Origin of the sequence: Bacillus sp. FSL K6-0073 (assembly GCF_038006085.1) — a bacterium.
GTDB classification, from domain to species: Bacteria; Bacillota; Bacilli; order Bacillales; family Bacillaceae_G; genus Bacillus_A; species Bacillus_A cereus.
The window spans coordinates 1,546,617-1,558,841 of sequence record NZ_JBBOUN010000001.1; the positions used below are offsets into that span (position 1 = coordinate 1,546,617).

The following is a 12,225-nucleotide window of genomic DNA, read 5'->3' on the forward strand; positions in this document are numbered from 1 at the left end:
TGTTATACAACTTACGATGCAAACAAAAGATATTTTTTAATAGTCATATGAAATTGGACAAAATTATATGATATATTGTCCGAACTTCTAGAATACCATTATATTATATCAGATATTATAGGCAACGTTAGAGAAGGTATTAGTTGACTATAAACGCGGAATTATTCCCAAAAATTTTGAGGGAGGGAATCACTTGGAAAAGGTAGATATTTTTAAAGATATTGCAGAACGAACAGGCGGTGATATTTATTTTGGAGTTGTAGGAGCTGTTCGAACAGGGAAATCAACATTCATTAAAAAATTTATGGAACTTGTAGTTATTCCAAATATTGAGAATGAGTCTGACCGTCAAAGAGCGCAGGATGAATTGCCTCAAAGTGCTGCTGGTCGTACAATTATGACGACGGAACCGAAGTTTGTTCCAAACCAAGCGGTTTCTATCGAAGTAGATGAAGGACTTGAAGTGAATATTCGATTAGTAGATTGTGTTGGATATACGGTTCCTGGAGCGAAGGGCTATGAAGATGAGAATGGCCCGCGCATGATTAATACCCCTTGGTATGAAGAACCTATTCCATTCCATGAAGCTGCAGAAATCGGCACGCGTAAAGTAATTCAAGAACATTCAACAATTGGTGTTGTAATTACAACAGATGGAACAATTGGTGAAATTCCAAGAAGAGATTATATAGAGGCAGAAGAACGCGTTGTAAATGAGTTGAAAGAAGTAGGAAAACCTTTCATTATGATAATTAATACGGTACAGCCGTATCATCCAGATACAGAGCAATTACGCCAAAGTTTATCAGAAGAATATGATATCCCGGTTATTGCAATGAGTGTGGAGAGTTTAAGAGAAACAGATGTATATAATGTACTTCGTGAAGCGCTATTTGAATTCCCTGTATTAGAAGTGAATGTGAACCTTCCGAGCTGGGTAATGGTGCTAAATGAAGGGCATTGGTTGCGTCAAAGTTATCAAGAAGCAGTTCAAGAAACTGTGAAGGATATAAAACGTCTTCGTGATGTGGATCGCGTTGTTTGGCAGTTTAGTCAATATGAATTTATTGATCGAGCGAGCCTAGCTGGCATTGATATGGGGCAAGGTGTGGCGGAGATTGATTTATATGCGCCAGATGAATTATATGATCAGATTTTAAAAGAAGTAGTAGGAGTAGAAATTCGAGGGAAAGATCATTTATTAAAGCTTATGCTCGATTTATCTCATGCGAAAATAGAGTACGATCAAGTGGCGGATGCACTGCGTATGGTTAAGCAAACAGGATATGGTGTAGCAGCGCCTGCATTAGCGGATATGAGCTTAGATGAGCCAGAAATTATTCGTCACGGTTCAAGGTTTGGTGTGAAGTTAAAAGCGGTAGCGCCATCTATTCATATGATTAAAGTAGATGTAGAGTCAACGTTTGAGCCGATTATTGGTACTGAAAAGCAAAGTGAAGAATTAGTTCGTTATTTAATGCAAGATTTTGAAGATGACCCGTTATCAATTTGGAATTCTGATATATTTGGACGTTCACTTAGCTCGATTGTTCGAGAAGGAATTCAGGCGAAATTATCTTTAATGCCAGAAAATGCTAGATATAAATTAAAAGAAACGCTAGAAAGAATTATTAATGAAGGATCTGGCGGATTAATTGCGATTATACTATAAGAAAAAATCCCTCTCGCTGTAGAGGGATTTTTTGTTTTTTTGATTATAAAATAGAAAAATAAACAGTCATTATCTAATACATTGTTGTAAATTGTCAAGTTTCATCAGATTTTCACATTTTCAGAGTAACAATTTCCTTAAAAATATTGAATTATAAAGGAGAATCGTATAATATAGGCGTTGATAATGATTTATCTACATCTTTGTAGTATAGAATTTGCAAAAATTGCCTACAAATGAAAGTAAGACTCATTTTATGATCATTATACAGTCTTATCTTTGGGAGGAGGTGAATGGCATGAACAAGACAGATTTAATCAATGCTGTTGCAGAAGCAAGTTCCCTTTCTAAAAAGGACGCAACAAAAGCAGTAGACGCTGTTTTTGATTCTATCTTAGAAGCTTTAAAACAAGGTGATAAAGTACAACTGATCGGATTCGGTAACTTCGAAGTTCGTGAGCGTGCGGCTCGTAAAGGTCGTAACCCACAAACAGGTGAGGAGATTGAAATCGCTGCAAGTAAAGTACCTGCATTCAAACCTGGTAAAGCGTTAAAAGATGCGGTTAAATAATCCTTACATATTAACAGGGAAGAAGAGTTTCCTTTTTGGGAACTCTTCTTTTTGCTTTTAAAAACATAAATATGCTAGAATGTGTTCGTATCACTTTTAGGTTTTCGGGAGGGCTAGCGGATGGCAAAAGTTAATTTAGAACAAATTGAACATGCAGTACGCCTTATTTTAGAGGCGATTGGGGATGACCCAAATCGTGAGGGAGTACTTGATACACCAAAGCGTGTTGCAAAAATGTACGCAGAAGTGTTCTCAGGTATGCATGAAGATCCGAAAGAGCATTTGCATAAAGTATTCGGAGAAGATCACGAAGAGCTTGTACTAGTAAAAGATATACCATTTTATTCGATGTGTGAGCATCATTTAGTTCCATTCTATGGAGTTGCTCACGTTGCATATATTCCGCAAGGTGGAAAGGTGACAGGGTTAAGTAAATTAGCTCGTACCGTAGATACAATTGCACGTCGCCCACAACTGCAAGAACGTATTACATCAACAGTAGCGAACTCTATTATGGAAGTACTAGAGCCTCATGGTGTAATGGTAGTAGTAGAAGCAGAACATATGTGTATGACGATGCGTGGTGTAAAAAAACCAGGTGCGAAAACAGTAACGACAGCAGTGCGTGGTGTGCTTGAAAATGATGCTGCAGCGCGCAGTGAAATTTTATCGTTTATTAAAACGAAGTAAAGAAAAGCGGGAAACTGCTTTTCTTTTTTTTTTTAGTAAATAAATGATATAGTTTTAACTAGACAGAGTGAGATTAGAAAGATTGCTTACATGAATGGTAGGTGTAGCCAAGTTTTGGTTATAGAAAATAGAGTGTATGTGTTATAATAAGTTTTATGAATTAGAAAACAAGGGTGATTTTTTGTGTGTGACATCTACGGAGGGTATGCGGGTATAAAAGAAAAATTGATGGAGAAATTACGCCATCCTTACTTTATAAACTATATTGAAGAACCATTTATTGATGAAGAAAAGATAGCATTGTTATATGGTGCTTTAAAGAGTGCAAACTTACATATAGAACAAATTGAGCATTACGTAGTAACAATTATGCTTGTACAAATTGCGCTTGATACGCATGAAAGGGTATCAAATAAAGCAGGCGAGGAAGAGATTGAATTCCATAAATGTCGTCAATTAACAGTACTTGCAGGCGATTACTATAGTGGACTATATTATTATTTATTGTCTATGAATCGTGATATTGTTTTAATTCGTGCACTTGCTGAAGGAATTAAAGAGATAAATGAACACAAAATTATGTTATACCAAAAAGCGCATGAAACGACGGATGACATAATGAAAAGCGTAGTAGCGATTGAGTCTGCGCTCCTTCAAAAAACATGTGATCATTTTCATTTATCACATTGGAAGCCATTTATTACATACGTATTAGGTGGAAATCGCCTTCAAAAAGAAATTCAATTGTATGCTGATAAGCAACATTCACCTGTTTTTCAAGCTATGCAAGATGCTTTAGGGGATAAAGCAGAAGTAGTGATTAATGGTTGGATGAAGGAATTGAGAAAGAAAGAAAAACAATTTTTAGAAAATCACACAGACATAAATGAAATAAATTCTGTGTTAAGGAATAAATAGAAGACATAAGCAATTTTACATTGGAAGAAGGTACGAGCATGCAACAATCAAAAGAAGAAAGAGTACATGACGTATTTGAAAAGATTTCTGATAAATACGATGTGATGAATTCTGTAATTAGTTTTCAAAGACATAAAGCGTGGCGTAAAGAAACGATGCGAATTATGGATGTACAACCAGGTAGTCAAGCGCTTGATGTATGCTGTGGAACCGCAGATTGGACAATTGCGCTAGCTGGAGCCGTAGGTGAACAAGGAAAGGTTGTTGGCTTAGATTTCAGTGAAAATATGTTATCTGTCGGTAAGCAAAAGGTAGAGGCGTTACAATTAAAACAAGTAGAACTTCTACATGGGAATGCAATGGAACTTCCGTTTGAAGATAATACGTTTGATTATGTGACGATTGGGTTTGGTTTACGTAACGTACCGGATTATATGCACGTATTAAAAGAAATGACACGTGTAGTAAAACCAGGTGGAAAAGTAATCTGTTTAGAAACATCTCAACCAACAATGATTGGTTTTCGACAAGGGTATATTTTATACTTTAAATATATCATGCCGTTATTTGGAAAGATGTTTGCGAAAAGTTATAAAGAATATTCATGGCTTCAAGAATCTGCTAGTACGTTCCCAGGGATGAAAGAATTGGCTCAAATGTTTGAGCAAGCTGGACTTGAACGTGTGCAAGTGAAACCATTTACTTTCGGGGTAGCAGCGATGCATTTAGGTATTAAACCAGAATCAAAATAGAAAAAAGAAGTTTTAGGTTAAGGTGAACAATATGAAGTTACAACTTATGTACTCTTTTTTACGATCGGATATTAATGTGATAGAAAAAGAATTAAAAAAGACAGTCGCTTCTGAACAGCCATTAGTAGAAGAGGCAGCATTACAGCTTATTGAAGCTGGTGGGAAACGAATTCGTCCTGTATTTGTGTTGCTTGCAGGGAAATTTGGAGATTATAAGTTAGATGCGATTAAGCATGTTGCTGTTGCGTTAGAACTTATTCATATGGCTTCTCTTGTTCACGATGATGTTATTGATGCTGCATTTTTACGACGCGGCAGTGCGACTGTGAATGCGAAATGGGGAGATCGTATTGCGATGTATACAGGGGACTATCTGTTCGCTAAGTCTCTTGAATGTATAACAAATATCGAAATTCCAGAGGCGCATCAAGCGTTATCACATACTATTTTAGAAGTCTGTAAAGGTGAAATTGAACAAATTAAAGATAAATACAATTATGACCAAAATTTAAGAACGTATTTAAGAAGAATAAAGCGAAAAACAGCATTATTAATTGCCGCGAGTTGTCAATTGGGAGCGATTGCTGCTGGTGCTAATCGTGATACGGTAAATCGTCTATTTTGGTATGGGTATTTTGTAGGGATGTCTTATCAAATTATTGATGACATTTTAGACTTCGTTTCCACAGAAGAGAAACTTGGAAAACCTGCTGGCGGAGATTTACTACAAGGGAATATTACACTTCCTGCTTTATATGCGATGGAAGATCCAGTACTTCGTCAGAAAATCACATCTGTACATGAAAATTCAACAGCAAGTGAAATGCAAGAAATTATTGATGCTGTAAAAAATAGTACAGCAATTGATCAAGCATTTGCGTTTAGTGAACGTTATTTACATAAAGCTTTAGAAATAATAAAACCACTTCCACGTGGAAAAGCAAAGTACGCATTACAAAATGTTGCAAAGTATATTGGAAAACGAAAATTTTAATGTTTATTCTAAAAAATAAAATAATCTCTCTATTTCAAAACTATTGCACAATTGTGATAAGGGTGATAATATGTGTGTGGGGATATACAATTACATACATAATTCAGAAGTGGAGAGATTTTTTATGGAAAAAACATTTCTAATGGTAAAACCAGACGGTGTACAACGTGCCTTCATTGGGGAAATTGTAGCTCGTTTTGAGAAAAAAGGCTTTCAATTAGTTGGTGCAAAATTAATGCAAGTCACTCCGGAAATTGCTGGACAACACTACGCTGAGCATAAGGAAAAACCTTTCTTTGGTGAGTTAGTAGACTTTATTACATCTGGACCTGTGTTCGCAATGGTATGGCAAGGTGAAGGTGTAGTAGATACAGCGCGTAACATGATGGGGAAAACAAGACCACATGAAGCAGCTCCTGGAACAATTCGTGGAGATTTCGGTGTAACTGTTGCGAAAAACATTATCCATGGTTCTGATTCTTTAGAAAGCGCAGAGCGCGAGATTGCTATTTTCTTTAAAGAAGAAGAATTAGTTGACTACTCAAAATTAATGAATGAATGGATTTACTAATTATTTTGAAATAATTTGTAAACGCTTTAATCACTGTGATAATAGTAAAAAGTGCAAGGAGAATAGGGGTATTCTTCTTGCACTTTTTTTATTTTCAGTTAGTTACGAAGTTTGAGCTGTTATGATATGTTGATATTTAAATTAGGCCTATCGGAAATATAGAATAAGAAAATGGTCGATTTATGATATAATTTCTTTAATATTTTTAGAATGATAAAAGTTAATATAGTGAGATAAATACATATACGAAAAGAGGAATAACGTATGCGATATATTACAGCTGGTGAATCTCATGGTCCACAACTTACAACGATTATAGAAGGTGTTCCGGCAGGATTGTCTTTAGTAGCAGATGATATAAACGAAGAGTTAGCTAGAAGGCAAAAGGGATATGGGCGCGGTAGACGCATGCAAATTGAAACGGATCAAGTGCAAATTTTAAGTGGTGTTAGACATGGAGAAACATTAGGTTCCCCTATTGCACTTGTTGTTGAAAATCGTGATTTTGCACACTGGACAAAAATTATGGGGGCGGAGCCTTTAACTGAGCAAGAAGAAAAAGAGATGAAAAGGAAAGTGACAAAACCAAGGCCTGGGCATGCTGATTTAAATGGTGCGATTAAATATGGTCATAGAGATATGAGGAATGTACTGGAACGCTCGTCAGCGCGCGAAACGACGGTGCGTGTTGCTGCTGGTGCGGTTGCTAAAAAGGTGTTAGCAGAACTTGGTATTAAAGTGGCGGGCCATGTAATTGAAATTGGCGGTGTACAAGCTAAGGAGATTACGTATAGTTCAATTGAAGAATTAAAGAGTATTACAGAAGCATCTCCTGTACGTTGCTTAGATGAAGAAGCTGGTAACCAAATGATGAAAGCAATTGATGATGCGAAAGCAAATGGTGATTCAATCGGTGGAATCGTTGAAGTAATTGTGGAAGGGATGCCAATTGGAGTAGGTAGCTACGTGCATTATGATCGAAAACTGGATGCGAAATTAGCAGCTGCAATTATGAGTATTAATGCTTTTAAAGGTGTCGAGATTGGAATTGGTTTTGAAGCAGCGCATAGACCAGGAAGTGAAGTTCATGATGAAATTCTGTGGGATGAGGAGCATGGATATACACGAAGAACAAATAATGCAGGTGGACTAGAAGGCGGTATGACGACTGGAATGCCAATTGTTGTGCGCGGTGTGATGAAACCGATACCTACACTTTATAAACCTCTTCAAAGTGTAGATATTGATACGAAAGAGCCTTTTACAGCGAGCATTGAACGTTCAGATAGTTGTGCAGTGCCAGCAGCTAGTGTCGTTGCAGAAGCGGTTGTGGCTTGGGAATTAGCGACAGCTTTAATAGAACAATTCGGATTAGATCGTATGGAACTAATTCGTGAAAATATTGAGAAACATAATGAATATGCGAGGGGATTTTAATGGGAAACATACATATTCAAACGAAATCAAAAGAATATGATGTACATGTTGGTAAAGAAGCGTTGTCAAACTTAACAACGATCGTTCAAAATATGCAGCCAGCGGTATCTAACGTAATGATCATTTCAGATGAAGCTGTTGCATCACTACATTTACAGACAGTTATCGATGCATTACAAGTAGAGCAGCACGTGTTTTCGTTTGTTGTACCAAGTGGCGAAAAGGAGAAGTCTTTCGAAAATTTCTATGCGGCTCATACGTCAGCTCTTGAAAATAAATTAGATAGAAATTCTTTAATTCTTGCACTTGGAGGCGGAATGATTGGAGATTTAGCTGGTTTTGTTGCTGCATCGTTTATGCGTGGTATTCGCTTTGTGCAGGTTCCGACAACTTTATTAGCGCACGATAGCGCAGTGGGTGGGAAAGTCGCGATTAACCATCCGTTAGGTAAAAATATGATTGGTGCATTCCATCAGCCAGAAGCAGTTGTATATCATACACCGTTTTTAAAGTCTCTTCCTGAAAAAGAGTGGCGTTCAGGTTATGCAGAGGTGATAAAGCATGCTCTTATCGGTGATGTGGAGCTATACCATTGGTTAAAAGAAGAAGTGCAAACATTAGCGGATCTTCATGATGAGAAGTTAATCCATATATTAACGAAGGCGATTCCTGTAAAGGCAAATGTTGTGTCACAAGATGAAACAGAGAAGGGTGTACGTGCTCATTTGAACTTTGGACATACGTTAGGACATGCTCTTGAAAAAGAGCTAGGGTATGGAAATATTACTCACGGTGACGGTGTAGCGGTTGGAATGTTATTCGCCATATTTTTAAGTGAGCAAGTGTACAAGGTTGATCTTGCTTATGAAGATATGAAGCAGTGGTTCTTGAAATACGGCTATCCAAAAATGCCAAGAGATTTGAATGTAGAGCGCCTCGTTCAATTGATGAAACAAGATAAGAAAGCAAATGCAGGAGCAATTCATATGGTGCTTATGCAGGAATATGGGGTAGTGAATGTCGTATCTATTTCAGATGAGACTGTTCATATTGCGTTAGAGGCATTTCAAAAAGATATGGTTTAAAATGATAGCGAAGTGCTGTGAAGTGCTCATTTAGAGGTATTCTCGTAATAGTGACGGTTATGACAAAAGATTACAGTAAGGGGCTATAACCGTATTGTAATCAAATTGAATGAAATGACTGGGGGAAGAAAAATGAGAGTGAAAGAGCAATTGTTAACTTTGAGAGCGTATGTGCCTGGGAAAAACATTGAAGAAGTAAAAAGAGAATATGGTTTATCAAAAATTGTGAAATTAGCATCCAACGAAAATCCATTCGGTTGTTCAGCACGTGTGACAGAAGCATTAACTTCTTTAGCGAGCCAATATGCCCTTTATCCAGATGGATATGCCTTTGAACTTCGGACAAAAGTAGCGGAACATTTAGGTGTAAAAGCAGAACAACTACTATTTGGTAGTGGATTAGATGAAGTCATTCAAATGATTAGCCGAGCGTTACTACATGAAGGAACAAACGTTGTAATGGCGAATCCTACGTTTTCACAATATCATCACCATGCTGTTATTGAAGGAGCAGAAGTTCGTGAAGTATCACTTAAAGATGGTATTCACGATTTAGATGCAATGCTAGAGCAAGTAGATGAGAAAACGAAAATTGTATGGATTTGTAATCCGAATAATCCAACAGGTACATATGTTGAGAAACAAAAATTACTTTCATTTTTAGAATCAGTTCCTAAGTCGGCTCTCGTTATTATGGACGAAGCATATTATGAATACGCGGAAGCAGAAGACTATCCGCAAACATTACCACTTCTTGAAAAGTATGAAAATCTTATGGTTTTACGCACGTTTTCAAAAGCATATGGTTTAGCTGCTTTTCGTATCGGATATGCGATTGGGGATGCGAAGTTAATCGGACAGTTAGAAGTAGCTAGGTTACCATTTAATACATCAACTGTAGCCCAATCTGTAGCACTCGCTGCATTAGAAGATCAAGCCTTTTTACAAGATTGTGTGCAAAAGAATGCTGAAGGTTTAAATCAGTATTATGCATTTTGTAAAGAATATAACGTATTCTATTATCCATCTCAAACAAATTTCATTTTCTTAAAACTCGGTATACCAGGTAATGAAGCTTTCGAACGATTAATGAAAAAAGGATATATCGTTCGTTCTGGTGCTGCATTTGGTATCGATGATGGTATTCGTATTACTGTCGGTTTGAAGGAAGAAAATGATGAAATTATAGAGTTGCTGAAAGAGCTTGTAAATGAGCAAGTACAGAAAGAAGAAACATATTCTTAAGAGATTGTGAAGGCTCCTAGTATAGGAGCCTTTTTTATCGCATTCAAAATAAAGGTTGAAGACTGCTAATTAAGTTATTCTGTAAACCACGGTTTGTATGGCTCGATAATTAGTGAGAGAAGTTATTTGCACGGTCATAAAAGAAAGCGGTACAATAGAATATGATGGTAAGGTATCGGTGTCATATCCGAACCTTTTGAACAATTAACTACTCTATAAGAAGAAGTATAAGAAGAAGCATGCTCATTCTAAAGGTTGCGTTCTAACAGTGAGTTGCTTATGATAAATGAACAGAAGAGAATATTTTTTAGAATTAAAGGAGACGTTTATGCAAAAGTTTGAACAAGCTGTTTCATATATTGAAAATGGTGAAGCGGAAAAAGGATTACAATTATTAAAAGAACAATTAAAAATTGCGAATGATGAAGAGAAGTATGATATCGCTCGTTACTATCATACGCTTGGATTTACAGATGAGGCATTAGCAATTACTGAAGACTTACGTTTACTGTATCCAGAAGAAAGTGAATTCACTGTATTTTTAGCAGAATTATATATTGATCTAGATAAAGAAGATGAAGCGATTGAAGTGCTTCATGATATTCCAGAAAATGACGATTTATATGTTCAATCGTTATTACTTGTTGCAGATTTATTCCAAATGCAAGGTTTTGATGATGTAGCAGAGCAAAAACTATTAAAGGCGAAAGAAATGATGCCTGATGAACCTGTTATTACGTTTGGGTTAGCAGAATTATATAGTAGTAAAGGTGAAGAACAAAAGGCAATTACTTATTATGAATCGCTATTAGCGGAACATAAAGTAATGGGTGGTGTTGTGATCGCACTTCGCCTCGCAGAAACGTTAAGCGCGATCGGAAACTGGGAAGAAGCGATTTCTTATTATGAAGCAGGCCTAGAGGAACAAAAAGATATTCACTCATTATTTGGATATGCCTTTACATTATACCAAGGTGAAGAATATCAGAGAGCAATTGGTGCTTGGCAAGAACTAAAAGAATTAGACCCTGAGTACGCATCACTGTACATGTATTTAGCGAAAAGCTATGAAAAAGAAGGAATGCTTCAAGAAAGCTATGAAACGCTTCATGAAGGAATTAAAGTAGATGAGCTTTCAGTTCCATTTTATGTAGAGTTAGCGAACATTGCGGCGAAATTAGGAAAAATAGTAGAAGCAGAGGAAGTTCTTCAAAAAGCGCTTGAGTTAGATCCAGGGCATTTAGGTGCAACATTAAAATATGCATATATCTTAAAAGAACAAGAAAAGTACGAAGAGTTAATTGCAATTGTAGAGCGTGCTATTGATAGTGGAGAACCAGATACACAACTACTTTGGGATCTTGCGTATGCAAAAAAACAATTAGAAATGTATTCGGATGCATTAAAACACTATGAAAGTGCATATACTTCTTTTAAGAATCATCCAGACTTCTTAGAAGAGTACGGTTATTTCTTATTGGAAGAAGGAAAACGAAAAGAGGCGAAAGAAGTATTTACCCAGTTATTACAACTAGACCCGACACAAATTCATATTGAAGAGTTGTTATATAATTTAGAGGATTTTTCATAAGTTGGAAGGAAACTGAATGCCGCTTCTTGAATCTAAAAAGAAAAGAGAAAGACAGAGGAGGGACTTAATTGCTATGAATACCCCTGTTTCTGTAAACGAGAAGAAGGATTTTGTAAAATGGTTTTTGAATAATTACCAACTGAAACAGCGTGAATGTGTATGGATTCTGAATTATTTAATGAGTCACGACCAATTGATGCATAAAGTCCACTTCGTAGAGCATGCAAAATATTGTCCGCGTGGCTTAGTGATGTCAGCGAATTGTGTGAAAGACACACCGTTTCACTTTTTTAAACAAAATGTTATGACAACAGATGCTGAAAAATCGTTTCATGATATTCGTTTAAATCGAGATGAGGATATTTATATTCAACTCAACTTTAAATCATCGTTTCAAAATGCGAATTATGTAGCTGTATTAGAAGAAAACCCATATCTACCAAAGCATATTGAAGTAAATGAAAAAGATCGTTTACTTGCAGAAAGGTTTTTGGAAGAAAGTGTATTTTCGTTTAGGAGAGAACGCCTTTTGAAACAAATTGATGAAGCGTTAGATAAGCAAGATAAGGAAGCGTTTCATAGATTAACGGCAGAGTTAAAGACTTTATAGAATTTATTTGGATTAATTAATTTTTACAAATTTCAGACTTTTATCAAGAAAAACTACCTATATTGGGTAGTTTTTCTTTTTTTACCTCT

The 12,225-nt window shown here is 36.3% G+C and carries 12 protein-coding genes; all 12 read left to right on the forward strand.

Annotated features, from left to right (window positions below):
- Nucleotides 1-193: 193 nt before the first annotated feature.
- On the forward strand, nt 194-1,672 hold the full coding sequence (gene spoIVA, locus MHB52_RS08175; protein WP_000416519.1) for a stage IV sporulation protein A: 1,479 nt from the start codon (nt 194-196) through the stop codon (nt 1,670-1,672).
- Between the two features lie 298 nt (nt 1,673-1,970).
- A complete protein-coding gene (locus MHB52_RS08180; RefSeq protein WP_001043860.1) occupies nt 1,971-2,243 on the forward strand; it encodes an HU family DNA-binding protein in 273 nt (90 codons plus the stop codon).
- Nucleotides 2,244-2,363: 120 nt separating this feature from the next.
- Nucleotides 2,364-2,933, forward strand: a complete 570-nt coding sequence (folE, locus tag MHB52_RS08185) for a GTP cyclohydrolase I FolE (RefSeq protein ID WP_001151482.1) — start codon at nt 2,364-2,366, stop codon at nt 2,931-2,933.
- 183 nt (nt 2,934-3,116) lie between these two features.
- On the forward strand, nt 3,117-3,851 hold the full coding sequence (locus MHB52_RS08190) for a heptaprenyl diphosphate synthase component 1 (protein WP_000332850.1): 735 nt from the start codon (nt 3,117-3,119) through the stop codon (nt 3,849-3,851).
- 38 nt (nt 3,852-3,889) lie between these two features.
- Complete coding sequence (gene menG / locus MHB52_RS08195; protein WP_001187674.1) at nt 3,890-4,603, forward strand: 2-heptaprenyl-1,4-naphthoquinone methyltransferase; 714 nt, start codon at nt 3,890-3,892, stop codon at nt 4,601-4,603.
- A gap of 31 nt (nt 4,604-4,634) precedes the next feature.
- Complete coding sequence (gene hepT / locus MHB52_RS08200; RefSeq protein ID WP_000776077.1) at nt 4,635-5,597, forward strand: heptaprenyl diphosphate synthase component II; 963 nt, start codon at nt 4,635-4,637, stop codon at nt 5,595-5,597.
- Nucleotides 5,598-5,721: 124 nt separating this feature from the next.
- Nucleotides 5,722-6,168, forward strand: a complete 447-nt coding sequence (ndk, locus tag MHB52_RS08205; RefSeq protein WP_000415883.1) for a nucleoside-diphosphate kinase — start codon at nt 5,722-5,724, stop codon at nt 6,166-6,168.
- Between the two features lie 264 nt (nt 6,169-6,432).
- Nucleotides 6,433-7,605 (forward strand): chorismate synthase, encoded by a 1,173-nt coding sequence (gene aroC / locus MHB52_RS08210; protein WP_001269386.1) that lies wholly within the window; start codon nt 6,433-6,435, stop codon nt 7,603-7,605.
- The gene (aroB, locus tag MHB52_RS08215; protein WP_061663865.1) at nt 7,605-8,690 is read left to right on the forward strand and encodes a 3-dehydroquinate synthase; all 1,086 of its coding nucleotides are present in this window, start codon (nt 7,605-7,607) and stop codon (nt 8,688-8,690) included. The genes aroC and aroB overlap by 1 nt, the downstream gene beginning before the upstream one ends.
- A 132-nt stretch (nt 8,691-8,822) precedes the next feature.
- A complete protein-coding gene (gene hisC, locus MHB52_RS08220; RefSeq protein WP_001264023.1) occupies nt 8,823-9,935 on the forward strand; it encodes a histidinol-phosphate transaminase in 1,113 nt (370 codons plus the stop codon).
- A 328-nt stretch (nt 9,936-10,263) separates the two neighbouring features.
- Nucleotides 10,264-11,526, forward strand: a complete 1,263-nt coding sequence (locus MHB52_RS08225; protein ID WP_001168671.1) for a tetratricopeptide repeat protein — start codon at nt 10,264-10,266, stop codon at nt 11,524-11,526.
- 73 nt (nt 11,527-11,599) lie between these two features.
- On the forward strand, nt 11,600-12,136 hold the full coding sequence (locus MHB52_RS08230) for a ReoY family proteolytic degradation factor (RefSeq protein ID WP_001095925.1): 537 nt from the start codon (nt 11,600-11,602) through the stop codon (nt 12,134-12,136).
- Nucleotides 12,137-12,225 lie beyond the last annotated feature (89 nt).